This is a genomic window from Vibrio ezurae NBRC 102218 (assembly GCF_000467185.1).
GTDB lineage: Bacteria > Pseudomonadota > Gammaproteobacteria > Enterobacterales > Vibrionaceae > Vibrio > Vibrio ezurae.
Genome location: NZ_BATM01000010.1, coordinates 1 through 24515, shown reverse-complemented (window position 1 = coordinate 24515; position 24515 = coordinate 1). Strand labels below are relative to the sequence as shown.

Annotated in this window: 23 protein-coding genes, 1 riboswitch and 1 other annotated feature; of the genes, 7 read left to right on the top strand and 16 right to left on the bottom strand. The window is 43.3% G+C overall.

Annotated features, from left to right (window positions below):
- Positions 1 to 3: 3 nt before the first annotated feature.
- The 9 genes from VEZ01S_RS05665 to VEZ01S_RS05625 form a co-directional block, all read right to left on the bottom strand.
- Complete coding sequence (locus VEZ01S_RS05665) at positions 4 to 834, bottom strand: helix-turn-helix domain-containing protein (protein WP_021713055.1); 831 nt, start codon at positions 832 to 834, stop codon at positions 4 to 6.
- A 108-nt stretch (positions 835 to 942) separates the two neighbouring features.
- Positions 943 to 1764 (bottom strand): GNAT family N-acetyltransferase, encoded by an 822-nt coding sequence (locus tag VEZ01S_RS05660; RefSeq protein WP_040890269.1) that lies wholly within the window; start codon positions 1762 to 1764, stop codon positions 943 to 945.
- Positions 1765 to 1994: 230 nt separating this feature from the next.
- Complete coding sequence (gene hisA / locus VEZ01S_RS05655; protein WP_021713053.1) at positions 1995 to 2735, bottom strand: 1-(5-phosphoribosyl)-5-[(5-phosphoribosylamino)methylideneamino]imidazole-4-carboxamide isomerase; 741 nt, start codon at positions 2733 to 2735, stop codon at positions 1995 to 1997.
- 32 nt (positions 2736 to 2767) lie between these two features.
- Positions 2768 to 3388, bottom strand: coding sequence for an imidazole glycerol phosphate synthase subunit HisH (gene hisH, locus VEZ01S_RS05650; protein WP_021713052.1), 621 nt, complete (start codon positions 3386 to 3388; stop codon positions 2768 to 2770).
- Positions 3389 to 3397: 9 nt separating this feature from the next.
- Positions 3398 to 4471, bottom strand: coding sequence for a bifunctional histidinol-phosphatase/imidazoleglycerol-phosphate dehydratase HisB (hisB, locus tag VEZ01S_RS05645; RefSeq protein ID WP_021713051.1), 1074 nt, complete (start codon positions 4469 to 4471; stop codon positions 3398 to 3400).
- Between the two features lie 30 nt (positions 4472 to 4501).
- Positions 4502 to 5554, bottom strand: a complete 1053-nt coding sequence (gene hisC / locus VEZ01S_RS05640) for a histidinol-phosphate transaminase (protein ID WP_021713050.1) — start codon at positions 5552 to 5554, stop codon at positions 4502 to 4504.
- Positions 5555 to 5567: 13 nt separating this feature from the next.
- The gene (hisD, locus tag VEZ01S_RS05635; RefSeq protein WP_021713049.1) at positions 5568 to 6863 is read right to left on the bottom strand and encodes a histidinol dehydrogenase; all 1296 of its coding nucleotides are present in this window, start codon (positions 6861 to 6863) and stop codon (positions 5568 to 5570) included.
- A gap of 3 nt (positions 6864 to 6866) precedes the next feature.
- A complete protein-coding gene (hisG, locus tag VEZ01S_RS05630; RefSeq protein WP_021713048.1) occupies positions 6867 to 7763 on the bottom strand; it encodes an ATP phosphoribosyltransferase in 897 nt (298 codons plus the stop codon).
- A 42-nt stretch (positions 7764 to 7805) separates the two neighbouring features.
- Positions 7806 to 7935, bottom strand: a sequence feature (His leader region).
- 364 nt (positions 7936 to 8299) lie between these two features.
- On the bottom strand, positions 8300 to 9889 hold the full coding sequence (locus VEZ01S_RS05625) for a Na+/H+ antiporter NhaC family protein (protein ID WP_021713047.1): 1590 nt from the start codon (positions 9887 to 9889) through the stop codon (positions 8300 to 8302).
- A gap of 88 nt (positions 9890 to 9977) precedes the next feature.
- A riboswitch (Lysine riboswitch) is annotated at positions 9978 to 10162 on the bottom strand.
- 466 nt (positions 10163 to 10628) lie between these two features.
- On the opposite strand from VEZ01S_RS05625, the gene VEZ01S_RS05620 reads away from it, so the two are divergent.
- Positions 10629 to 11051 carry an H-NS family histone-like protein gene (locus VEZ01S_RS05620; RefSeq protein ID WP_021713046.1) on the top strand — a complete coding sequence of 141 codons (423 nt, stop codon included), beginning with the start codon at positions 10629 to 10631 and terminating at the stop codon, positions 11049 to 11051.
- A 364-nt stretch (positions 11052 to 11415) separates the two neighbouring features.
- Here VEZ01S_RS05620 and VEZ01S_RS05615 read toward each other — a convergent pair whose 3' ends face one another.
- Together VEZ01S_RS05615 and topA are read right to left on the bottom strand one after the other, a co-directional pair.
- Positions 11416 to 12720 (bottom strand): inosine/guanosine kinase, encoded by a 1305-nt coding sequence (locus VEZ01S_RS05615; RefSeq protein ID WP_021713045.1) that lies wholly within the window; start codon positions 12718 to 12720, stop codon positions 11416 to 11418.
- Positions 12721 to 12898: 178 nt separating this feature from the next.
- A complete protein-coding gene (gene topA, locus VEZ01S_RS05610; RefSeq protein ID WP_021713044.1) occupies positions 12899 to 15535 on the bottom strand; it encodes a type I DNA topoisomerase in 2637 nt (878 codons plus the stop codon).
- Between the two features lie 245 nt (positions 15536 to 15780).
- Here topA and VEZ01S_RS05605 point away from each other — a divergent pair, with 245 nt between their 5' ends.
- Together VEZ01S_RS05605 and VEZ01S_RS05600 are read left to right on the top strand one after the other, a co-directional pair.
- Entirely contained in the window at positions 15781 to 16026 is a 246-nt protein-coding gene (locus VEZ01S_RS05605) for a YciN family protein (protein ID WP_039970907.1), read from the top strand.
- A 169-nt stretch (positions 16027 to 16195) separates the two neighbouring features.
- Positions 16196 to 16993: a glucosaminidase domain-containing protein gene (locus VEZ01S_RS05600; RefSeq protein ID WP_021713042.1), complete on the top strand. Its 798-nt coding sequence runs from the start codon at positions 16196 to 16198 to the stop codon at positions 16991 to 16993.
- Positions 16994 to 17077: 84 nt separating this feature from the next.
- Here the strand turns inward: VEZ01S_RS05600 and aroA are convergent, their stop codons facing one another.
- Together aroA and VEZ01S_RS05590 are read right to left on the bottom strand one after the other, a co-directional pair.
- Positions 17078 to 18358 (bottom strand): 3-phosphoshikimate 1-carboxyvinyltransferase, encoded by a 1281-nt coding sequence (gene aroA / locus VEZ01S_RS05595; protein WP_021713041.1) that lies wholly within the window; start codon positions 18356 to 18358, stop codon positions 17078 to 17080.
- A gap of 117 nt (positions 18359 to 18475) precedes the next feature.
- The gene (locus VEZ01S_RS05590) at positions 18476 to 18931 is read right to left on the bottom strand and encodes an outer membrane lipoprotein (RefSeq protein WP_021713040.1); all 456 of its coding nucleotides are present in this window, start codon (positions 18929 to 18931) and stop codon (positions 18476 to 18478) included.
- 6 nt (positions 18932 to 18937) lie between these two features.
- Here VEZ01S_RS05590 and aat point away from each other — a divergent pair, with 6 nt between their 5' ends.
- The 3 genes from aat (at position 18938) to infA (ending at position 20681) form a co-directional block, all read left to right on the top strand.
- Positions 18938 to 19645: a leucyl/phenylalanyl-tRNA--protein transferase gene (gene aat / locus VEZ01S_RS05585; protein WP_021713039.1), complete on the top strand. Its 708-nt coding sequence runs from the start codon at positions 18938 to 18940 to the stop codon at positions 19643 to 19645.
- A gap of 49 nt (positions 19646 to 19694) precedes the next feature.
- Positions 19695 to 20393 (top strand): arginyltransferase, encoded by a 699-nt coding sequence (locus VEZ01S_RS05580; RefSeq protein ID WP_021713038.1) that lies wholly within the window; start codon positions 19695 to 19697, stop codon positions 20391 to 20393.
- A 69-nt stretch (positions 20394 to 20462) separates the two neighbouring features.
- The gene (gene infA, locus VEZ01S_RS05575) at positions 20463 to 20681 is read left to right on the top strand and encodes a translation initiation factor IF-1 (RefSeq protein ID WP_001040192.1); all 219 of its coding nucleotides are present in this window, start codon (positions 20463 to 20465) and stop codon (positions 20679 to 20681) included.
- A 109-nt stretch (positions 20682 to 20790) separates the two neighbouring features.
- Here the strand turns inward: infA and clpA are convergent, their stop codons facing one another.
- Together clpA and clpS are read right to left on the bottom strand one after the other, a co-directional pair.
- A complete protein-coding gene (gene clpA / locus VEZ01S_RS05570; protein WP_021713037.1) occupies positions 20791 to 23055 on the bottom strand; it encodes an ATP-dependent Clp protease ATP-binding subunit ClpA in 2265 nt (754 codons plus the stop codon).
- Positions 23056 to 23111: 56 nt separating this feature from the next.
- Positions 23112 to 23432 carry an ATP-dependent Clp protease adapter ClpS gene (clpS, locus tag VEZ01S_RS05565; protein ID WP_021713036.1) on the bottom strand — a complete coding sequence of 107 codons (321 nt, stop codon included), beginning with the start codon at positions 23430 to 23432 and terminating at the stop codon, positions 23112 to 23114.
- A 433-nt stretch (positions 23433 to 23865) separates the two neighbouring features.
- Between clpS and cspD the strand changes: the two genes are divergently transcribed.
- Positions 23866 to 24087: a cold shock domain-containing protein CspD gene (gene cspD / locus VEZ01S_RS05560; protein ID WP_021713035.1), complete on the top strand. Its 222-nt coding sequence runs from the start codon at positions 23866 to 23868 to the stop codon at positions 24085 to 24087.
- A gap of 63 nt (positions 24088 to 24150) precedes the next feature.
- On the opposite strand, the gene VEZ01S_RS05555 is transcribed toward cspD, so the two are convergent.
- The gene (locus VEZ01S_RS05555; protein WP_021713034.1) at positions 24151 to 24378 is read right to left on the bottom strand and encodes a glutaredoxin family protein; all 228 of its coding nucleotides are present in this window, start codon (positions 24376 to 24378) and stop codon (positions 24151 to 24153) included.
- Between the last annotated feature and the right edge of the window lie 137 nt (positions 24379 to 24515).

Below are 24515 nucleotides of genomic sequence, written 5' to 3'. Positions count from 1 at the left end.
CCGTCATTCATGAGAGCTTACTGCGCCATAAATATCGATAGTAAAGCCTCTATTCACAGCGTATTTCTTTGGCGTGGTGCCAATTTGGTTTTTTAGATAGCGGATTAAATGTGGCTGATCGCTAAAGCCAAATTCAAACGCGATATCGACCCAATCAATATCGGCGGGCGATTTCTGATAAAGATGTTCTAGCATCAACTCTAGTTTAGTCATCGCCTGATATTGTTTTAATGTCAGCCCTGTGACTCGTCTAAAACTGCGCTCAATGGTGCGTTGTGAGCAAAATAACTGACTGGCGAGTTCCGAGATAGAGACATGTTGTAGCTCATCACATACTTTGCTTACCAGTTTACTGTGCTGATCGCTTTTTGAGCGTGTCAGCCACGGCTGTAAGTAGCGCTCTAACATCGCAACACATTGCGTTTTATCACTTCTTGCCAGCGCATACATTTGTCTTTGATCTTCATCGCTCATAGACAATAAATCATTCACTGAGAGTTCGATGACTTGATCAAGTGCGGTGAAATGTTCATTATTTTCAGACAGTATATATGGCGCGCCGGTGCGAAACTTAACTCCTAAATGAGTAAATGCTTTGCAATGATCAAGCTCGAACGTACTTTGATGAGCGCACAAAAAGTGACTCCCTTGACCAGAGATAGCGCCTTCATCACTGCTATACGAATACGAGTTAGGCGTGATAATCAAATGCGCGCAAGGATCTGGGTTTAATTTGGGAAAGCTACTGTCAGTATCCGTGGTTTTTTCTATAAACCAATAACACTCTACAAGCTCACTGCATGTATCGGTGGCAGGGATTATCCAATGAAGCATGGGTTCCTTTATCTCGTGACTGTGAAAAAAGCCAATTACGCTGATAGTAGCAGATTAACAAGCCATGATGCCTATTGCGTTAAATAAGCATCATGACGTACAGGCGAATTACAGCGTTTCAAACTGCACTTGTAGCAAGCGGTGCTTACTCACCAAGCCTGCTTTTTCAATCGCGCGTTGTGCGCCGATGTTTGTTTTTTCGGTAGAGCACATCGGTATTAGCTGCTCCGCTACAGCATTGGCAATTAAAGCTTTAAGTACCTTAGTAGCAATTCCTTGTCCTCTGTGCTGCGCGGAAACAATCATTCCCAAATCGGCATATTGAGTCTGAAATTCATCAAACTTGCGACGCTCTCCTGTTGCGACTAACTCACCGTCTTGCCAATAACCAAATAGCTCGTTTCTTGCAATCAAGTTACCGTAATAACCAGTGAGCCACTCTTTTGGCGCGCCAATCGCTTGGGCGGCAAAATCGACATACAGGCTCAAGCACTCATCGGTGGCTAATGTCAGCTCAATACCTGCTTCTTCACTATTCACACCTTGCTTTACGCCGCAGTACAGCAACGTATTGACCGAACTAGAAGCGGCATTATCTAAAGACAAAGCAAGGAAGCTAGGATCACACGAGCTGACAAACGCACCGCAGACTTCGCCAATCACTTTGCTGTCTTGCTGCGCAATTAAGGTAAACAAATCCGAAGCTGACGTGCTCGCCTGTGGAGAGAGAAAATATTGCAATAAATAGCCTTCGCTATTTACACAGCAAAAGCCCACCAGCACATCGCTTTCATAAAAAGCGTAGTGCTGCGACATTGGCACAAAGCCAAAGTGCCACATGCCATCAAGAGGGGCGTGAGTTTGCGCAAAGTACTCCGCTTTTAAGGAATGTAGAGTGTCAAGGGTGTCTAGTTTTACTATATTTAACATCGTATAAGCCATATCTAAAAATTACGCGCTGATCGCTCAATGTGAGTGACCTTTCGCTAAGTTGGCTTAATCCTAAGTAAAAAATGCAGCACAAGATTGAACAAAAACGACAACCTGCTTCTTCTTATCCTTATTCTCGCTCTTGTCTTTGTCCTTACCCACAAAACAAAAAACCACCTAACTGATAAAGCTAAGTGGTTTTATTAATTAGGCTAGTTAGCTAAAGCGAGTTACTCCGCGCTTTCCCAACTGGCAAACGCTTCTTCAGCGGTAAACTTACCATCAAGTAACGCTCGACCTACAATCACGCCGCGTACGCCGGTGTTTTTCAGGGCGCGGATGTCATCTAAACTGCCAATGCCACCGGATGATTGAAAGTGTACTTGTGGGTAGAGCTTACAAAGATCTACGTATAAGTCGACGTTTGAACCTGTCAGTGTGCCGTCTTTTGAAATATCGGTACACAATACGTGCTTTAAGCCTACGGTTAAGAAGTCTTCAATCAAGGCTTCAATGGTCACGCCCGAATCTTCTTGCCAACCGGATACCGCAACCTTGCGCGTACCTGCTTCATCAATATTGACATCAAGCGCCAGTACGATGTGTTCTGGGCCGTATTTTTCCATCCACGCTTTGACAAGCTCTGGTTGTTTTACGGCTGTAGAACCCACGACAACTCGCTCTGCACCTGCATCGAGCAGATCAATAACGTCTTGCTCTGAACGTACGCCGCCGCCAATTTGAATGTTAGCCGGCGTGCTTTTGAGCAGTTTGGCAATCAAGTCTAGCTGACGTGCGTTAGTGTCTTTAGCGCCGGTTAAATCCACTAGGTGCAACCAATTGGCACCTGCCTGATGGTACAAATTAAATTGCTCAGCTGGGTTTACCTTGTATTCAGTTACCTGACCGTAATCACCTTGATACAGTCTAACCACCTGACCTTCAATTAAATCTAATGCTGGAATAATCACTTCAAATCCCTAAAGTCGTTATAGTTCGAGCATTAAAGCTCTAAAAAGTTTTTAATCAGTTGCGAGCCTGCTTTGGAAGAACGCTCTGGGTGGAATTGTACCCCATAGTAGTTGCCACTTTGCACCGCAGCACTAAAACGGCTGCCGTAGTCACAACTGGCGATGGTGTAATCCCCTTCCGGCATAGCAAAACTGTGCACAAAGTAGAAGTATTCGCCTGACTCAATGCCTTTAAATAGAGGGTGTCCCTCTTTGGCCGAGACGGTGTTCCAACCCATATGTGGTAGTGGGTTTTCTTTACTGTCTAATTTGCGAACTTCGCCGTCACATAAGCCAAGACAAGGGACAATTTCATCCGCTTTTTGTCCTTTCTCTTCTGACAACTTACCTAACAACTGCATGCCTAAACAAATGCCAAGCATAGGCTTTTCAACCTGCTTAACCAGTTCTATTAGGTTGCGCTCTTGCAAATTACGCATCGCTTCACTGGCTGTGCCAACGCCCGGCAAAAATAGCTTATCTGCGGCTAATACAATGGCAGGATCTTTTGATACTGCAACATCATACCCTAGACGTTCGATAGCAAAGCGTACCGACGAGACGTTTGCACATCCCGTGTCTATGATAACTGCGGTTTGTGATTGATTTTCCACGCCAACTCCTTACAACATTCCCTTGCTACTTGGTAGCTCAGTGCCTTCAACCTTAATCGCTTGGCGCAATGTGCGGCCAAACGCTTTAAATAGGCTCTCAATAATGTGGTGATCATTTTCGCCTACTGACGAAAGATGCAGTGTGCATGCCATACCATCTGCTAGAGAGCGGAAGAAGTGCCCTGCCATTTCGGTAGAGAATCCGCCAACTTCATCGCGGCTAAATTTGGCATCAAATTTTAAATAAGCACGACCGGAAAGATCTAAACTGCACTGCGCCAAACACTCATCCATTGGTAAGGTAAAACCAAAGCGACCAATACCGCGCTTGTCACCCAATGCTTCTTTGATAGCTTGACCTAACGCCAGCGCCGTATCTTCAACTGTGTGGTGATCATCAATGTGCAAGTCGCCATCAACGCTCAGTTGTAATTGGAAACCGCCATGAGTGGCAATTTGATCTAGCATGTGATCAAAAAAGCCCAAACCCGTTTCGATTTTATTTCCACCAACTTCATCAAGATTCACCGCAACACGAATGTCGGTTTCTTTGGTGGTGCGAACCACTTCTGAAACGCGAGGATTGGTGGTCAGTGACTTAACAATTGCGGGCCAGTTCATGGTTTGTGGATTGTACTGAATGCCTTTGATTGCCATATTTTCGGCCAGTTGCAGATCCGTTTCACGATCGCCAATCACCGCAGAGGTTTTAAAGTCCACTTTGCCTTGTTGCAAGTACTCTTTCACCAAACCTAGCTTAGGCTTGCGGCAAGTACAGTTGTCTTCGTTAAAGTGAGGACAAATCAGCACTTCGTCAAAACGCACGCCTTGTGATTCAAAGATATGCATCATCAAATCATGGGGCGCATCAAAATCTGCTTGCGGGTAGCTATCTGTGCCTAAACCATCTTGGTTGGTCACCATTACTAGACGGTAGCCTGCATCTTGCAGTGATAACAAGCTTGGGATAACCAAAGGTTCAAACTGCAATTTGTCTAAACGGTCTACTTGGAAATCGACAGGGGGTTCGACAATTAACGTACCATCACGGTCGATAAATAAAATCTTTTGCGGTGTGCTCATTGTTCTTCCTTATTATTCTAATTCGGCGTCCTACGCGGTAATTTGAGCCAATTGGGTCTTGATAAAATTCAGTGTTTTTTCACACTCTTCACGACTGCCAATGCTAATACGAACGCAATCTTGAATTGGAGAATTACGCAAAATAATGCCCGCATCCCAAGCGGCTTTAAATAAAGCATCGCCATTAGGGAAGCGGATCAATAGGTAATTACCAAAACCTGAATACACAGTCACGTTGGCAATTTCTTTTAGCTCAGCGGCTAAATAAGTGCGGTTTTCATTCAAAGTAGCAATTTGGGTAGTCGCTCGCTCAAGGCCATCTTTGGACAAGGCCAAACAGGCGATGTCCGCCACGGGTACTGGCACTGGGTATGGCGCAATGACTTTTAGCAGTACATTGATAAGTGCTTCGTTCGCTAGTGTAAAGCCACAGCGAAGCCCTGCAAGAGCAAATGCTTTTGACATAGTACGCAAAATAGCAAGGTGCGGGTAATCGTTTAGCAAATCAACCGTAGAGGCTTCTGGGCAGAAGTCGATGTACGCTTCATCCATTACCACAATCGCTTTATCTTGAGTCATCTCAAGCAGAGCAATAATGTCGTCACGATTGATTAAATTACCTGTCGGGTTGTTTGGAGAACAAACAAACACCAACTTAACCTTATCTAGGCTTCGCTCAATGGCCGGTAAATCCAGTTGCCACTCATCGGTCAATGGAACAACTTTACGCTCAACACCAATGGTTTCTGCACTAATGGCGTACATGCCATAAGTTGGCGGGCAATAGACGATGGCGTCTTCACCCGGCTCACAAAACGCACGTACCAAAAGTTCAATGCCCTCGTCTGCGCCGCGCGTGGTTAATACCTGCTCAGGCGTCACCCCGGCATAGGCGGCATACGCACTAATAAGCTGTGGTGGCTGACAATCGCTATAACGGTTTAGGCTAGAAGCCTCAAGGGTATAAGTATTGTCAAAAGGTGATTCATTGGCATTGAGCCATACATCACCTGAGCCACCAATGCGGCGTGCAGATAAATAAGGGGTTAAAGCCTGAACCTGTTTACGAGCTAACTTTTCCATGTCTACTTCTTTCCTACTTTGCAGCTAACAGTTTTTCTACACGAATAGTGACCGCACGTTTGTGCGCATCAAGACCTTCGGCTTCCGCCATAGTCACAACCGTTGGCGCTAGTATTTTAAGACCATCTTGAGTCAGCTCTTGTACCGTCATGCGTTTGCTAAAGTCAGCAAGACCTAAGCTTGAGTAGGTGCGAGTGTAGCCATAAGTAGGCAATACGTGGTTAGTCCCCGACGCATAATCACCGGCTGACTCTGGAGACCAGTCGCCAAGGAAGATAGAACCTGCATTATCCAAAAGTGGCAATAGCTCTCTTGGGTTTTTAGTTTGTACAATCAAGTGCTCAGGGCCGTAGAAATTTGAAATCGCCACAGATTGCGTTAACGACTCAGAAATCACAATGATACTCGATGCCAGCGCTTGCTCGGCAATGTCTTTACGAGAAAGCTCAGCAAGTTGACGTTGCACGGCATCGGTTACTTGGTCGGCAAGTAATACTGATGGAGTAACCAGTACAGTTTGAGAGTCAGGACCATGCTCAGCTTGGCTCAATAGATCCGCTGCAACAAAGTCAGGATCCGCAGTTTCATCGGCGATCACAAGAACTTCAGATGGACCTGCTGGCATATCAATGCCTGCGCCGCGGAAATCGTTGCTTACTTGACGTTTTGCTTCAGTCACGTAAGCATTACCAGGGCCAAAGATTTTATCGACTTTAACTACCGTTTCCGTGCCGTACGCCATTGCAGCGATAGCTTGACCGCCACCTAAATTGTACACCTCATCGATATTACATAGCTTAGCCACGTATAAGATTTCATCCGCGATCGGCGGTGGCGAACACAATACGACTTTATTACAACCGGCGATTTGCGCCGGTACGCCTAACATTAATACCGTTGACGGTAATGGCGCACTACCACCTGGAATGTATAAACCTACCGTGTTAATGGCACGAGTCACAAGCTCACACACCACACCGGGTTGTGTTTCCACTGTCAGTGGTGGCAGCTTTTGTGCTTGGTGAAAAGCGCTGATGTTTTTATGCGCTTGATTTAGCGCAGCTTTCATCTTCTCAGGCAAACGTTGTTCGGCAGCATCAATCTCTGCACTGCTGACACGAATGCTGTCAGGACGAACACCATCAAATTTCTCAGTAAGATCAAGTAGCGCTTTATCGCCCTCTTTTTTTACGCGATCAACTACAGCTGTAACAGCGGCAGTGATATTCGCACCCTCTGTGATTGCAGGGCGTTGCAGTACGGCGTTTTGCTGTTCTGCGCTTAGTGATTCCCAGGTAACGGTTCTCATCACTTACTCCATCATTTTTTCAATAGGTAATACAAGGATTGAACTTGCACCCAGTTCTTTTAGCTGTTCCATTGTTTCCCAGAATAGATTTTCTGAGCTAACAAGATGAATAGCGGCTTTCGTTTTATCCGTTGAAAGAGGCAATACTGTTGGATCTTCTGCGCCCGGTAGTAATGCTGTCACTTCTTCCAAACGATCAAGTGGTGCGTGCAGCATAATGTATTTTGATTCTTTGGCTTGCTGAACGCCTTGCATGCGAGTGAGTAGCTTGTCGATAAGATCAAGTTTATCTTGGTCGAACTCACCATCGCGTTGAATCAGAGTTGCTTTTGAGCGGAAGATAACTTCAGCTTCTTTTAAGCCATTGGCTTCAAGGGTTGCACCAGTAGAAACAAGGTCGGCAATGCCATCAGCTAAACCGGCACGCGGGGCTACTTCTACCGAGCCTGTTAGCATACAAGTGCTAAAATCAATGCCCTGCTCGTCCATGTAGGCTTTTAGCAAGTGTGGGTAGCTAGTAGCAATACGTTTACCGGCTAAATCTTGTGGGCCTGAATAATCCAATTCTTTGTCTACGGCAATAGAAAGACGACAAGTACCAAAGTCTAAACGACGTAGTGATTTAAACCCGTAAGGTTGGCCTTTCGCTTTACGATCAAGGCGAACTTCTTCAAGTTCGTTCTCACCGATAAAACCCAAATCGACAACGCCATCCATAATTAGGCCAGGGATATCATCATCGCGTACTAGCAACAAATCGATTGGAGTATTTAAAGAATGAGCAACTAAACGCTCTCCCATGATATTAAACTTAACACCACTCTTCTTCAGTAGCTCCTGACATTCTTTGCTTAGTCGGCCTTTCTTTTGAATGGCAATTCTTAGACGTTGTGTTTGCATGGATAATTCCCTGTACTGATGCTTTAAATTAAACTCGATAAAATGAAAAAACCCTTGGGAGCTAAGCTCCCAAGGGTTTAAATCTGTAATTCTTGATTTAACCACCGAGAGCTGTATCTCCCGGGTACGCGCAACTCACCCGAAAGACTAATTTAGGTGATGGTGATGATGGTGGTTCATATCTAATTTGCGCATAATTTAAGGCTTTCTATCAATTGGTGTACAAACACACTAACTAAGCCGAATAAACTTTGCAACAGTTAAATTATGAAAAATTTGTTTTATTGCCAATAACTCTCCATCGTCTGTCCAGAAAGCCAAAGAATGGTTATATAAAGCGCAGTTTTTCTCCCCGCCAACCCTGTTGCATAACACGATTACAGCAACACGTTTTTATTGCCATAGAGGGCTTATTTAAAAGAAAAATTGATCTGTGTTTATTGCAACAACAATGAGAACGTCTCTACTTTAAGACAGCAAATATAAAAAAGGGAGCCAAGCTCCCTTTGATGATTCTGTGTCTAGAACAGAAAATATTAGGCTTTTGCAGCCACCAGTTTTGAGCGAGATAATATCGACAAAGCAAAACACACGATAACAAATGCGACACTGGCCATTGCAAAGGAGATAAGAATCGATTCAGTGATCCCTAAGGTAATAAAGCCCACACAAGAAATCAGTGCGACTGATAACGCATAAGGCAATTGTGTGGCAACGTGATCAATGTGGTTACAACGCGCTCCAGTGGATGACAATATCGTCGTATCAGAAATAGGTGAGCAATGATCGCCAAAGACTGCGCCCGCTAAAACCGCACCAAGCATGGGCAGCATAAGCGCTAAATCCGTTGCTCCTGCCATATCACCGGCAATAGGCAACATAATGCCAAACGTCCCCCAGGAAGTGCCTGTTGCAAACGCCATCACCCCAGCCAATAGGAACAGAATCACAGGCAAGAATGCCGTATTAATATTTGCTTGCTGAGCAAGAGAAGAGAGATAAGATCCTGTCTTCATATCCCCAATAACACTGCCGATAGACCATGCGAAAATCAGAATCAAAATCGCGCCAAACATTGAACGGACGCCAATCCATAACGTGCGACTAATTTCAATAGCAGAAATACGTTGACGTAACACGGTGCCCAGTGCCACAACAAAACCCACAATACCACCATAGATTAGCGAACTGCCTACATCGGTATTTTCAAACGCACCGAGCACGGTAAACTCATTGCCATTGGCCGACAATGCCATGCCACCGGTGTACATCATGGCAACAATAGTGGCAACCGTTAGTGTTACAATAGGTAGAATCAAATCGGCTACTGAACCTTTCGCACTTTGTTCAATATCCAGTTCATCGTCCATTAAAGACGATTTATCATCATCAATTTCAAAGCCGCGACCTTGTGACGCTTTAATTTCATGATGACGCATTGCGCCTACGTCAATTTTGAACCACGCCACTGCAAATACCATTAACAAGGCAAATACCGCATAAAAGTTCATCGGAATAAGACGAATATACGCACCAAAAGCAGAATATTCGGTCATATTATGACTGACTAATATACCTCCGATAATCGTCATAATATAAGCACCCCAACTAGACGCTGGCATTAATACGCACATAGGAGCGGCGGTAGAATCTAAAATATAAGCCAGCTTCGCTCTTGAAACATAAAAGCGATCCGTCACAGGGCGAGCAACCGCCCCTACTGCTAAACTATTAAAGTAATCATCAATAAAGATAAATACGCCAAGAAATGCGGCCAATAATTTAGAACCGCGTTTACTTTTAACTTTAACTTGGGCCCACTGCGCAAACGCTCTAGTGCCACCAGAAAGCGTCAGCAACGCGGTAATCATACCCAACAGTAATAGAAAACCGACAATACTCATATTCCATGAGTTAATACTGCCATCTTCGATGAACACACTATAAACGGTATTAAAAATGTAAGTGGATGCGCCTGTAAAAGAGTAATCCGCTAAAAGGAAACCGCCTAAAAGGATGCCCATACCCAAAGAAAGAAGTACGCGACGGGTAATAATAGCCAGCCCCAATGCCAGCAGCGGGGGAACTAAAGAGATAGGAGATGATGCAAAATCCAATAAATTCATGATCTTCTTATTAATATATTTGGTAAGAGATCTACTGTAGATAAGTATTCGACTTGATGTTGAATAAGCAACCTATCGAGTGATAGATTCCCACAATAGCGCTCCATAGTTTAACAACACAATAGACTATGGCAGTGTTACCTCTTTCGAAAATAACCCCAACAAATGACCGTGATAAAATCATTCATTTCGGCAGTTACTCCTTTCAATAACAATTAAAACGGAATCACCCTTTTGTTATCTACTGATAATAACTGCGCCTCAACCTTAGCAAAACACCTTCTTATGGCTATTCAATATGCCACCAGATGAGCTAAGAGCGGAGCATTCTACTAACATAAAATAGAAATGCAATAGAAAGAAACTGCTGTTACTTCGTATAAAGTGCACAAATTCAAAACTTTACACTAACATGCTATAGCAATACTGCCCCTTTAGCACTATTTGACGTTAGTGATCATAAACTTAGCAAGATCTGATAAGCTTCAATCAGACCAATAAGGAGCGCTGTATATTCCAATTTGGTTACAAATTTAATTTTTTAATATAAGCGATGCTATATAATCACATTGATGTTAATAATGGAGTGATTTTTAAAATATTATTAATGTGTGAAAAAATATTTATTTTATATTTAATTCTGAGTAAAGCTCTTATATAATCGATTTATTGTGTAGCACACCAGTGCACGTTACTATGTCAACTTCTGTTGATGATATTAATCTGATGGGACCCCAATATGTCTGAAATTACAAAAACACTCCTTAATATCCGTAGCCTTCGCGCTTTTTCTCGTGAGCTAACACTAGAGCAACTAGAAGAAGCACTTGATAAATTAACGACGGTTGTTGAAGAGCGTCGTGAAAATGAAGCTGAAGAACGCGCAGCTCGTGAAGAAAAAGAAAGAAAACTAGCAGAATACGCACAACAGCTTATTAGCGAAGGTATCGATATTGAAGATCTTGTTGCTGCTGTTGCCGGTGATACTTCAGCTAAATCAAGCAAAGCAAAAACTAAACGCGCACCTCGCCCAGCAAAATACGAATATGTAAATGAAGCGGGTGAACAAAAAACATGGACTGGCCAAGGTCGTACTCCATCTGCAATTCAAACACAACTTGATAGCGGTAAATCTCTAGACGAATTCCTAATCAAAGCGTAATCGTCATTGCAAATAAACTTGCATTAGATAAAAAAAAGCTCCTTTTTTAAGGAGCTTTTTTATTGCGTTCAATCTATCACTAAGTCGTTGCAACACAGATAGACAATATGGAAATGAGCACCGCATATAATACTGCAATAGCGAGTAGACTTATTGTTTAAATCCACTCATCTATAATACCAATCGCACTAAATAACAGATCATTCTAGCCTGTTAAAATACTCAATAACCACCTTGGAGCTTTTGATTGTAGAATAAGACTTATCGAAAAATTCTGTCTTATTCTAGAGTCTTTTCCCGGCGCGACTTCTGCTAACGGACTGGGTATGATTGATATAACCTTATTATTTATATGGTTTATGACTTATCTTTCCCAATATACTTCTTCCAAACTGTCTTCTCTTTCTGGTAACCCCCGAGACAAGCGTGGAGAGTGTTGCGTCAGCACTTCATAGCTGACACGGTTGGCGTATTTACACACCTGAGAAAACGAAGAATAAGTTAAATATTCATTATCATGTTTACTTGAATTCGGAATATTTGATTTGTGGAATCGATTGGCTGATAAATCATGCAATAACGCCGATAAAGCCGCGTCCCCTGCCCCATTGGTATTTTTAATCTTCTCTGGCCCCCCCATATATGGAGAAATATGCGAATACACTTTAAAAGGGGTCATACATTCAGACTTTAACGCCGGACGACTAAACTCATATCGATTGAACTCGGCAATAGTCCCAGGAAGCAATGGTAAGGACGTTTCACGCTTAGCTGACTGTTCGGTATACCCCGCCATAAATAGCCCCACAGGCCCGGCAGTGCACAATACCAAGTCGGCCCAATCAAGCACTTTGTCCGCTGCCAGTAACGGATCACTGATACCAGTGAGAGCTTCAGCTTCTTCTTCATTCATTGCCACTACAGCAACGTGCTGAGAAATAAAATCGCGCCAAAATTGCGGGTCGTCTTGAATAACAAATTTTGTTCCAAGAGTAAGGACAACGGGCACTTTGTGTTTCTTGGCGTATTCTACCGCTTTCATCGTTGCTTCAGGCATTGGGTCGCCTTCTTTGCAACGAACAAGATAAGAAGTGAGCACCAATGCCGACGCATCTGAAAAAACACTTTCAGGAATACTTTCAGCCTGCAATTGATTCATCTGCCCTTCACTGATAGCAAAAGTACGCTCGCCATTTTCTGAAATCAAGGTAAAGCAACGTCCAATTGCACCCTCAACGCCTTGCAAATGATTTAAATCCATTCGGCACGAAGTATCGCAAAGATAACGGAATCCATAACTACCAATCTTAATGTCGGAACTCATCACACCCAATAAAATGGATTTATCGTCCGCTAGCACTGAGTAGTTGTGCAGTGTATTGCCAATGGTGCCACCAGCATATTCGTTGGTGATCAATTGCTGCTGTTTCAATTCAGAATAAAGCGCTTCTGCGACCTCATCGCTGACGACTAAAGAATGGCCTTTGCTCAAATTAAACTTAGCAATAAACTCATCGGAAATTTTAGCTTCAATATCCACTAAAGTTTGATCAATACCCACTACATGAGTGCTGTTTACACTGTTTTTAGCATGGGTTTTTGGGACTAATGGATCGAGAGTGTTGACAGGAAAATAATGTTTGGACTTACGCTGGCCTGGAAATTTCATGTGAATTCTGAATTTAGAAAGTCGATATGGAAATTGTAGACCTTAGAAATATGACCTTCAATACAGTAAAACAACGCAAACGTTTAGCTCAAATCCAAAGAAACTGATTGCGCAAATAACAAACAAAAAAGCCAAGGTATTTTTGATACCTTGGCTTCAATCGCTCTAATTCACCAGATTATTCGCTTTTTGCTTTAGGCTTTTTGCGTTTATCTGTGATTTCCCATTTGCCATCCACAAACAAGCCTGTCCAACCAGAAGGTTTGCCGTCAATTTCAGAACGGACATAGTTTTCTTTACTCTTACGACTAAAGCGAACAACCGTTGGACGACCATCAGGATCTTCGGTTGGTGCATCCGCTAAGTATTGGAACTTAGGAGAAATACGGTCTTTAAAACGTACCAACTCTTCCACTAACGGTGCACGAGTTTCACGAGATTTAGGGAAGTTGCTGGCCGCCATAAATAAACCAGAAGCACCATCACGTAGTACAAAGTATGCGTCAGACTGTGTACAAGGTAACTCAGGAAGATGTACTGGATCTTCTTTTGGTGGCGCGACTTCACCGTTACGTAAAATCTTACGTGTGTTCTTACACGTTTCACTGGTGCAATCCATGTATTTACCAAAACGGCCGTTTTTCAACACCATATCGCTACCACACTTGTCACACTCGACCACAGGACCGTCGTACCCTTTCACCTTGAATTCACCATACTCGACGGTATAGCCTTCACAGTTCGGGTTGTTACCACACACATGCAGCTTACGCTTATCATCGATAAGGTAGGCGTCCATGGCCGTTTCACAAATAGGACAACGACGTTTAGCGCGCAGTGCTGCTGTCTCAGGATCTTCTTCTAAGACGTTGATAATACCGTCTTCGTCACCCAAGTTGATGGTGGTTTTACAACGCTCTTTAGGTGGCAGTGCGTAACCAGAACAACCAAGGAAAACCCCCGTTGATGCCGTTCTAATCCCCATTGGTCTTGAACAAGTTGGACACTCAATATCCGTTTCGACAATGTGGTTTTGTTCCATACCACCTTGCTCAGAATCCAACTCCGCTTTTTCAAGTTCTGAAGAGAAGTCACTGAAGAAGCGATCCAGTACTTGAATCCAAGTCGCATCACCTTCAGCAATCTGATCCAGTTTTTGTTCCATACGAGCGGTAAAATCGTAGTTCATCAGATCAACAAAGCTCTTATCGAGACGATCCGAAACGATCTCACCCATTTTCTCAGCATAAAAACGACGTTGGTCTACTTTCACATAACCACGATCTTGGATAGTGGAAATAATGGAAGCGTACGTAGATGGACGGCCAATACCACGTTTTTCTAATTCTTTAACCAGTGCCGCTTCAGTAAAGCGTGCAGTGGGTTTCGTGAAGTGCTGTTTTGGCTCCAAATCTTTCAAAGAGAGTTTATCGCCAAGCTTCACTTCAGGCAGGATCTGATCTTCATTTTTGCCCATTGGACGCTGTACACGAGTCCAACCATCAAACTTAAGAATGCGGCCTTTCGCTTTTAACGTAAACTCTGCCGCTTTAACGCTGATAGTGGTTGAATCGTATTGCGCTGGCGTCATTTGACACGCCACAAATTGATTCCAAATCAACGCGTACAGTTTGTGTGCGTCGTTATCCACACCCACTAGATCATCAGACTTCACATCAACGCTAGAAGGACGAATCGCTTCGTGCGCCTCTTGCGCGCCCTCTTTACTGCCGTAAACCAATGGTTTTTCTGGTAGATACTTATCACCATACTCACTACCAATAAAGCTACGCAGATTATCAACGGCTTCACGACTTAGGTTTGTTGAGTCAGTACGCATGTACGTAATGTAACCCGCTTCATACAAACGTTGTGCCAGCATCATGGTTTTTTTAACACCATAGCCTAAACGTGTACTTGCCGCCTGTTGTAACGTAGAGGTGATATAAGGCGCTGAAGGTTTACTGCGTGTAGGTCTGTCCTCGCGCTTGCACACTTCATACTCGGCTTTTTCCAACAAATCTAATGCCGACTTAGTATCAGCTTCATTTGTTGGCTTAAAGGCCTCACCGTTACGCTGTGCCACGATAAGACGAAAATCATCGGCTTTATTGGTCAGTGTATTGGCATGTACATCCCAGAATTCTTCAGGAACAAAGGCTTTGATCTCACGTTCACGTTCAACCACCAGCTTGGTGGCAACGGACTGTACACGACCTGCTGAAAGACCACGAGCCACTTTTTTCCATAGCAATGGAGAGACCATAAAGCCTACCACGCGATCCATAAAACGACGGGCTTGTTGCGCGTTCACACCATCGATATTAAGTTCGCCTGGAGTTTCAAAAGCTTGTTGAATCGCGTTTTTAGTGATTTCGTTAAATACCACACGCTTGTATCGCTGTTCATCGCCACCGATGATCTCACGAAGGTGCCATGCGATAGCTTCTCCTTCGCGGTCCAAATCGGTTGCGAGATAAACGTAGTCAGCGTCTTTAGCAAGTTTCTGTAGTTCAGCAACCACTTTTTCTTTGCCCGGTAGGATTTGATAGTTCGCTTCCCAACCGTTGTATGGGTCAATGCCCATCTTTTTAATCAGTGATTTTTTGGCTTTTTCTTTTTTAATGCGTTCTTTTTCTTCCGCACTTAGCCCTTTAGTTGAGATAGGCGTAGCCTTTTTACCGCTCGACTGACCAGCGGTCGGTAGATCACGTACGTGACCAACACTAGATTTAACAATGAAGTCTTTACCAAGGTATTTATTGATTGTTTTTGCCTTAGCTGGTGACTCCACTATAACGAGAGACTTACCCATAACTGAACGTGTTGTCCTATATTTTGATTCGCAAAAAGTGCGAATTCGAATTTTGATTCTTTTTTTACTATTGAGCGATAATTTTTCAAAATCAACCCATTTTTTCTCTTTTAAGGCTAATTGTGTGCAAATTAAGCAACATCATGAGGGTAAAACATAGACTGTTTTTATTAAATGTGCTTTTGTTTTATTGAACTCTCGATGTACACTGAGCGCGAATATTGATTAGAACAACAGGTACAAAAATGAGTGATAAAAAACCTATTTCAGAGTTTGAACTATTACTGATTGCAAACAATCTTATCCAAGAACATGACGACTATATAGAAGGAATGCGCGCAACTTCGGTCGTTGAAAAAGACGACGTTCTTATCTTTAAGGGCGACTACTTTTTGGATGATAAAGGTTTGCCGACGCAGAATACTACAGCCGTTTTCAATATGTTCAAATACTTAGCCCATCATTTATCAAAAGAATTCACTGTAAAATAGTGCCTTTCAGAGCTCCAACCGGAGCTCTTTTCAATACTTCCTTTCAATTACGCCCTTATCTGCAACAATATAAAGCACGGAACATAAGGTTACAGCGATACCCAATCGGGTTACTATCTCATATAATGATCTGCTTCACGTTTTTAGCATATTTGAACAAGGTAATACTGTGAGTTTAAAAAGATATATACCCACCAATGGCGCAATCATTCTTGGTAGCATAGGCATCATTTTAGCCGCGTCTATTTACTACCACTTTGGAATGCTAGATAACTCTAAGCCTCATTTTAAAGCGGTTCCACTACCAGATTTTGCGGCAATTACTGATGTTCATCAGAAAAAAAGCGAGTTTTTCAAGTTCATAAAACCTTATGTACAACAGAAAAATGCCTTTGTTCAGCATCAACGTGAAATACTCATTTCGTTACAAAAAAAATTAGCCAAGGAACAGGAATTATCCTCTTCTGAGCGTGATACTGTCGCGCAATTGGCAAAACAATACCGAGTTGAAGTCAAAGATTATAGCCTAAAAGAGATGGATGCCTTGCTGGTACACGTCGATGTTGTACCGGAACAATTAGTGCTCATTCAAGCTGCCAATGAAAGTGGCTGGGGTACGTCTCGCTTCGCTAAAGAAGCCAATAACTTCTTTGGTCAATGGTGCTTCACAAAAGGCTGTGGCGTGGTGCCTAGCCAACGTAAAAAAGGACTCACTCACGAGGTCGCCACCTTTAATTCGGTTGGTGATTCAGTGTCAGCCTATGTGGACAACCTTAACAGCAACCAAGCTTACGGCAGTTTCCGTTCGCTACGAGCCAACATTCGTGCTCAACATAAGACACCAACAGCAGAACAGTTAATCTACGGCTTAGGTAGCTATTCAGAGCGTTCTGACGACTATATTCACGATATCTTAACTATGCTTCGTCACAACAAGGCGATTTTGGAAGAAGATACTCAGAAGTAGTCATCGTCAAAGGGCTAATTTCACTGACAAAAAAGGGTTCCTAGCTAGGAACCCTTTTTATTTGACTGTGCTATTTAATTGACACTATTTGCTGATCAAACCTTGCAGCTTATCGAAGTAATCAGGGAAAGTCTTCGATGTACATTTAGGGTCATTGATGGTCACAGAGGTACCAAATGCCGCAAGCGAGAAACACATCGCCATTCGGTGATCGTCATACGTGTCGATTGCTGCATGGTTCAGCTTCTCAGGTGGAGTAATGATGATGTAGTCCTCACCCTCTTCCACAATACCGCCGATTTTACGCAATTCAATAGCCATAGCAGCTAGGCGGTCAGTTTCTTTAACACGCCAGTTATACACGTTACGAATCGCCGTTGTACCTTCGGCAAATAATGCCGCAACAGCAATCGTCATCGCCGCATCAGGAATGTGGTTAAAATCTAAATCTACCGCTTTTAAATCGCCTTTACGCGCAATAATGTAATCACTGCCCCACTCGATACCCGCGCCCATCGCCTCTAAGGCATCTGCAAACTGAATATCACCTTGGATGCTGTCTTTACCAATACCGGTCACTTTAATTGCGCCGCCACCAATAGCGGCTGCCGCAAGGAAGTAAGAAGCGGATGACGCATCGCCTTCGACAAGGAAGTCACCAGGAGCCACGTAGCTTTGTCCACCACGTACAATGAATTTCTGGTAGTCGTAGTTTTCTACACTCACGCCAAACTGCTGCATGATGTGTAATGTAATATCAATGTACGGCTTAGACACTAAGTCGCCTTCGATGTTAATGGTGATATCACCATCGGCTAAAGGAGCACTCATCAAAAACGCGGTCAAAAATTGACTTGAGATGGAACCATCGATAGACACTTCGCCTGATTTTAGCCCTGTGCCTTGGATTTTAAGCGGTGGAAAGCCTTCCGTTTCAAGGTAAGTCACGTCCGCACCTGACTCACGCAGTGCCGCAACTAAATGTCCAATTGGACGCTCTTTCATACGAGGTTCGCCAGTAAGAACAAACTGACCTTGGCTAGCACACAGCGCCGCCGCAAGCGGACGCATAGCAGTACCCGCATTGCCTAAGAACAGCTCTAGTGCTTCAGGTGCGTTAAACTTGCCCCCCAATCCTTCAACTTCACAGGTAGTCTTATCTTCAGAAAGACGGTAAGTGACACCCAACTGTTTTAATGCATTTAACATATGACGAATATCATCACTGTCGAGCAAGTTAGTTAAACGTGTTGTCCCGCGAGCTAAAGCGGCAAGTAGTAGAGCGCGGTTTGAAACGCTTTTCGAACCCGGCAAATTGACTTCGCCATCCACTTTTGAAATTTGTTGTAGAGTTAAGCTTTCCATTGATGGTTTTCCTTGAAAGCAATTTGATGCTAAATCGTGATTTTGTTATTCATTTCAGATTATCGAAATTGCAGACAGAAAAACAGGCTCAATTGCACTAAATCGTATAATTTTGCTTTATTGGTGCAAATCTACTCGCACACCGTTATCAAAATATAGAATTCGCACCGTATCACCGCTTGAAAAAAGCATATTTCTATCAATATCCTGTATGACATCAATTAAGCGGTTATCGTCGGTTTTTATCAAGAGTTCAACTAGCTTGTGCTCCACTCTATAGGTTTGATGCCCAAAGTGCTGAGCCGCCCCTGCTCCGGCAACCGCCCCAACCGCCGTCGCCACTTCTCGGCCCGTTCCATCACCAAACTGGTTACCCACTACCCCGCCAATGACGGCGCCCAATAAGGTCTGCCATCCCTTTGCTTTTGACTCTACGATTTGTTGCTGCGAGATATATCGTACCGTCTCGACATGACCGTAAACCACATCATTGACAGGACGCGCTGTATTTCTTTGATAGGCCGCTTGTGTTAATAATGGGAATAACAGTAAAAATGTAATCAATAGTCTCATTGTCTTATGACCTTATATCTTCCAGAGCTTAATAGTAACGATACTCACTTTCCTGATCCCAGTTTAGCATTGACTGAGCCAAATGGTCTGTTGGCGCTAGGGGGAGATTTATCAATCAACCGCCTTCGTAGTGCCTATCGACACGGTATTTTCCCGTGGTTTAGTGAAGGTGAGCCCATTCTTTGGTGGAGTCCATCACCGAGAGCGGTGTTCATTCCTGAGACCTTTTCCCCGGCCAGAAGTTTAATTAAGTTTCAGCGCAAACACGCTTATACCGTGACAATCAATCATGCAACCGAACAATTAATTGAGCTTTGTGCAAGTTCCCGTCCCGAAGAAGAGACTTGGATTACCGATGAAATGATTGAAGCCTACCAGCAATTGGCTATCGCAGGTCATTGTCACTCTGTAGAAGTTTGGCAGGATGGAACACTCATTGGGGGCCTATATGGCGTATCGGTAGGGAAAGTCTTTTGTGGTGAATCTATGGTCAGCACCAGAACAAACGCGTCTAAAATAGCCCTTTGGTACTTTTGCCAACACTTTCTTAAACATGGCGGAAAACTCATCGATTGCCAAATCATGAACCCACATTTAGCCTCATTAGGCGCAATTGAAATACCCAGAACGGAATTTCAGGACTATCTTTTAACAAGTAGAGACTTAACAATGAATAAAGAGTGTTACACCCCGCAACCTCTGCAATTGGATTAAGCTTATTTTTTTCTACTTTCCGCTTCGCATTAAGGGAGCTATATAATCGATGAACCCTGAGTTACAACAAATCAAAGTCGGTTTTACGCAAAATCATCCATGCAGCTATTTACACAATCAGCAAGAGCGCGTTGCCATTATTCTTGAAGAGGAACTGCATACTTCAGATGGATATGAGTTATTGCTGGCGAATGGATTTAGGCGCAGTGGCGATATGATTTATCGGCCGCATTGTGAAACATGCAATAAATGCGTCGCGATACGTATTGATGTCGAGCATTTTTCGCTATCAAAAAGTCAAAAAAGGTTACTCAATAAAGCCAAGCAATACACATGGCAAGTCACCCGTGAAATAGACCCTAATTGGTTTGATTTATATGCAAAATATATCGAAGCACGCCACTTTGAAGGAAGCATGTACCCACCCAATAAAGCCGAATTTAGTAAATTTATTGGTTCTACAACCATTCCTTGTGCATTTTTACAGATCTATTATCAACAACAATTGATCTCTGTCGCAGTGACCGATCAAGTCAACAGTGCCAACAGTGCTTTTTATACCTTCTATGACCCACAGCACCCGTTATCACTGGGCACACTGTCAGTTTTGTACCAAATTCAACATACCCGTTTACAGGGTAAAAAATGGCTGTATTTGGGCTATCAAATTGATGAATGCCCAGCAATGAACTATAAAGTCCGATTTGATTCGCATCAAAAGCTAGTAAATCACCGATGGCAAGGGTAGAATATCGCCCAATGTTATTAGGTAGCTAAGTGAGCTACCAAGATTACCCTTATTCTGATCGAGGATTAAATGGCTAAAGAAGACGTAATTGAGATGCAAGGCACAGTCCTAGACACTCTGCCAAACACTATGTTCCGTGTAGAACTAGAAAACGGTCACGTTGTGACTGCTCACATCTCTGGTAAGATGCGCAAAAACTACATCCGTATCCTAACTGGCGATAAAGTGACTGTAGAGATGACTCCATACGACCTAAGTAAAGGCCGCATCGTCTTCCGTGCTCGTTAATATCTCTATTAACAAAGCATAAAAAAACGGAGCTTCTGCTCCGTTTTTTTATGCTTGTAGAATGAGAATAAAGTAAGCGAACTCTAAGACTTAGAGTTCGCTATTTCAATTAATGATGCAGTGCCTCTTCTTCGGCATTGGCATAATTGAATTTTAGTTCATCATCAACCAAATCTACCGCCACTGAACCACCGTTGATCAAGCGACCAAACAACAACTCATTGGCTAATGGTTTTTTCAACTTGTCTTGAATCACACGGGACATAGGTCGTGCGCCCATCGCCTTATCGTAACCTTTAACGGCTAACCAATGACGAGCATTATCCGTCACCTCCAGCGAGACCCCTCTAACATCCAATTGTGCTTGCAGTTCAACAATGAATTTATCCACCACCTGTTGAATGACCACTTCATCTAGGCTATTAAACCAAATGATGTTGTCTAAGCGATTTCGAAATTCTGGAGTAAATACCTTCTTAATGATCGCCATCGCGTCTGGCGCATGATCTTGTTCAATCAAACCAATAGATTGCTTCTCAGTTTCAACCACACCTGCGTTGGTGGTCATGACTAAGATAATGTTTCTAAAATCGGCTTTTCTGCCGTTGTTATCGGTTAAGGTACCGTTATCCATTACCTGCAATAGCAAATTAAAGATATCAGGGTGCGCTTTTTCGATTTCGTCTAACAATACGACCGCATGCGGCTGTTTGATCACAGCATCTGTCAGTAATCCACCTTGGTCATAACCTACATAACCAGGAGGTGCGCCAATTAATCGGCTGATAGAATGACGTTCACCGTATTCCGACATATCAAAACGTAATAGCTCAATACCCATCAGCTTAGCGAGCTGTGCAGTCACTTCCGTTTTGCCTACCCCTGTTGGGCCTGCAAATAGGAAAGAACCCACAGGTTTGTTTTCAGCGCCTAATCCAGCGCGAGAAAGCTTGATAGACTCAGTAAGCACATCGATGGCTTCATCTTGTCCAAACACTAGCATTTTCATCTTGCTGTCGAGATTTTGTAAAATGTCTTTATCTGATGACGATATGGATTTCTCGGGAATGCGCGCCATTTTAGCCACCATAGCTTCGATATCCCCAACGCCGACGGTTTTCTTACGACGACTGCTTGGAACTAAGCGACTTTTTGCCCCCGCTTCATCAATGACATCAATCGCTTTATCTGGCAAATGACGTTCATTGATGTATTTTGCTGACAATTCTACTGCCGCGCGAAGGGCTTTATTGGTGTAGCGCACTTCATGGTGCTCTTCGTATTTAGATTTTAGCCCCATTAAGATTTTGGTGGTGTCATCTAAAGACGGCTCGACCACATCAATTTTTTGGAAACGACGTGACAGTGCACGTTCTTTCTCAAAAATGGTGCTGTATTCTTGATAGGTGGTTGAACCAATACAGCGCAACTTACCGCTACTAAGTAGTGGCTTAATCAAGTTCGCGGCGTCAACTTGTCCGCCGGATGCTGCCCCCGCACCAATAATGGTGTGGATCTCATCAATAAATAAGATGGCGTCATCTTCTTTTTCTAGCTGTTTAAGAATGTTCTTAAATCGCTTCTCAAAATCGCCTCGGTATTTAGTGCCGGCTAACAATGAGCCGATATCTAAAGAGTAAATAACCGAGTTAGCAATCACTTCAGGAACGTCGCCTTCGACAATTCTCCACGCCAAACCTTCTGCAATTGCAGTTTTACCTACGCCAGCCTCACCCACCAGCAATGGGTTATTCTTACGTCGACGACACAACACTTGCACCGTGCGCTCTAACTCTTGATCACGCCCAATCAGCGGGTCGATATTGCCGTTGCGTGCCACGATGTTTAGGTTGGTCGCAAAATTTTCCAGTTGGTCTTCTTGCGCCACTTCTTCGGCGGTTTCTGTACTGCCGAATAACTCAGAAGAATCATCTTTGGCCGTCTTAGTAATGCCATGCGAGATAAAATTAACGATATCTAAACGACTGATGTCATTTTTTTTCAGAAGGTAAGCGGCGTGAGACTCTTGCTCACTAAAAATAGCCACCAGCACATTCGCGCCGGAGACTTCGTTACGTCCAGACGATTGCACATGAAAAACCGCACGTTGCAATACGCGCTGGAAGCTCAAAGTCGGCTGTGTTTCTCGAGTGGCGTCGTCCACAGCAATTAACGGCGTAGTTTGCTCAATAAACACATCCAACTCTTGGCGAATGGTATCGAGTATCGCTCCACAGGCTTTTAATGCCTCTTTCGCAGACTGGTTGTCTAGAAGCGCCAACAGCAGATGCTCTACCGTCATAAACTCATGTCGTTTATCTCGCGCTTGAGAAAAAGCGCCATTTAAACTTGTTTCTAGTTCCTTGTTTAGCATACAGGCCTCCCTAAAACTTCAAAAACAACCACTTAATCAATGTGATAGCAGTGTGGTTATGCTCTTTCCATGGTGCAGAGCAAAGGGTGTTGTTGCTCTTCAGAATACGATGTAACCTGAGCAACCTTTGTTTCTGCAACTTCAGCTGTGTACGTGCCACAACGTGCTTTCCCCTCATAATGCACCTGAAGCATGGTTTGCGCAGCTCTATCGGCATCCATACCAAAAAAGCGCTCAAGGATCTCAATCACGAAATCCATCGGGGTATAATCATCGTTATTTAAAATAACGTGATACATAGGGGGTGGTTTTACTTCGGTTTTTTCTCTCTCCAGTAAGTCAAAACCCGGAGTCACCCAATCAGAAAATTCAGCCATTTTTACATCTTTTGTAGAAAAAACACTCACTCGGGTAGCAAAAATTTCTTAGTGCTACTTAAGAGACTAATAGAGCAATTGTATCCCTGCAAATAAAACATTGCCATCAGTATTAAACAACGAATTATTAACCAACATTTGATGCTAAAACGATCGGATTATCTCAGTAGTTGTACATGCTTTGACCGAAACACACATATCCAACAAATGGCATTGTTTAACCATCAACAAATGGTTATCATTCCATTAACTATTATTTCGCAAATAATTTGACGATAAGGATTCTTTGTCTACATTATTTTATTGTTCCCGCGTGAATTTTGCCGTCGATACCCATTGAGTTCCGACCTTTATTCACGCAGAAATAACCAAGAAAGTGAGACTGTAACGTACACAGCGCACAACACGTAAAAAATGCATAAGGATGTAAAGCATGGCAACAGGTACTGTTAAGTGGTTCAACAACGCCAAAGGGTTTGGTTTTATCTGCCCGGAAGGTGAAGAAGGTGATATTTTTGCCCACTATTCTACGATTCAAATGGACGGATATAGAACATTAAAGGCGGGGCAAACTGTCAACTATGAAGTAGAAAAAGGCCCTAAAGGTTCACATGCTAGCGCTGTCGTACCCATAGAAACTGACTCAGCGAAATAACTTCAGTTTTATTCGACAAAAAAGAGGCATAATGCCTCTTTTTTGTATTCTGACTGTTATCTTTTAGCCATTATACATTTTTTCAAAATTCTTCTGATTCCATCCCACCATAATTTGATCACCAATTTTTAACACTGGAATCGAGCGTGCTCCCATCGCTTGCAGCTCCTTACGTCCCCGTTGCATTTTTGCATTGGTTAAACGGTACTTGTACCCCTTAGAATCTAAGTAGCGCTGTGCATCTTTACAGTGGGGGCATTTATCCGCTACGTATAAAACCAGTCTTTTCATTGTAATCTTCTAGTGAGGATGATTTTTGCTGATTATGAAAGATCATCGGCAGAAGCGCAAATTCAATCCGCACACACCGAATCCAATCATACTAAATAACGGCTCATTCTAGCTTGTTAACATACTCGATAGCGGGG

Coding starts and splice junctions, on each gene's coding strand:
- aroA (WP_021713041.1), bottom strand. CDS start 18,358: ATGGAAAGCTTAACTCTACAACAAATTTCAAAAGTGGATGGCGAAGTC.
- clpS (WP_021713036.1), bottom strand. CDS start 23,432: ATGGCTGAATTTTCTGATTGGGTGACTCCGGGTTTTGACTTACTGGAG.
- VEZ01S_RS05605 (WP_039970907.1), top strand. CDS start 15,781: ATGAGTGATAAAAAACCTATTTCAGAGTTTGAACTATTACTGATTGCA.
- hisB (WP_021713051.1), bottom strand. CDS start 4,471: ATGAGCACACCGCAAAAGATTTTATTTATCGACCGTGATGGTACGTTA.
- VEZ01S_RS05660 (WP_040890269.1), bottom strand. CDS start 1,764: ATGTTAAATATAGTAAAACTAGACACCCTTGACACTCTACATTCCTTA.
- VEZ01S_RS05665 (WP_021713055.1), bottom strand. CDS start 834: ATGCTTCATTGGATAATCCCTGCCACCGATACATGCAGTGAGCTTGTA.
- hisC (WP_021713050.1), bottom strand. CDS start 5,554: ATGGAAAAGTTAGCTCGTAAACAGGTTCAGGCTTTAACCCCTTATTTA.
- VEZ01S_RS05580 (WP_021713038.1), top strand. CDS start 19,695: ATGAACCCTGAGTTACAACAAATCAAAGTCGGTTTTACGCAAAATCAT.
- VEZ01S_RS05590 (WP_021713040.1), bottom strand. CDS start 18,931: ATGAGACTATTGATTACATTTTTACTGTTATTCCCATTATTAACACAA.
- VEZ01S_RS05625 (WP_021713047.1), bottom strand. CDS start 9,889: ATGAATTTATTGGATTTTGCATCATCTCCTATCTCTTTAGTTCCCCCG.
- hisD (WP_021713049.1), bottom strand. CDS start 6,863: ATGAGAACCGTTACCTGGGAATCACTAAGCGCAGAACAGCAAAACGCC.
- VEZ01S_RS05555 (WP_021713034.1), bottom strand. CDS start 24,378: ATGAAAAGACTGGTTTTATACGTAGCGGATAAATGCCCCCACTGTAAA.
- infA (WP_001040192.1), top strand. CDS start 20,463: ATGGCTAAAGAAGACGTAATTGAGATGCAAGGCACAGTCCTAGACACT.
- clpA (WP_021713037.1), bottom strand. CDS start 23,055: ATGCTAAACAAGGAACTAGAAACAAGTTTAAATGGCGCTTTTTCTCAA.
- VEZ01S_RS05620 (WP_021713046.1), top strand. CDS start 10,629: ATGTCTGAAATTACAAAAACACTCCTTAATATCCGTAGCCTTCGCGCT.
- VEZ01S_RS05615 (WP_021713045.1), bottom strand. CDS start 12,720: ATGAAATTTCCAGGCCAGCGTAAGTCCAAACATTATTTTCCTGTCAAC.
- aat (WP_021713039.1), top strand. CDS start 18,938: ATGACCTTATATCTTCCAGAGCTTAATAGTAACGATACTCACTTTCCT.
- topA (WP_021713044.1), bottom strand. CDS start 15,535: ATGGGTAAGTCTCTCGTTATAGTGGAGTCACCAGCTAAGGCAAAAACA.
- hisG (WP_021713048.1), bottom strand. CDS start 7,763: ATGCAAACACAACGTCTAAGAATTGCCATTCAAAAGAAAGGCCGACTA.
- cspD (WP_021713035.1), top strand. CDS start 23,866: ATGGCAACAGGTACTGTTAAGTGGTTCAACAACGCCAAAGGGTTTGGT.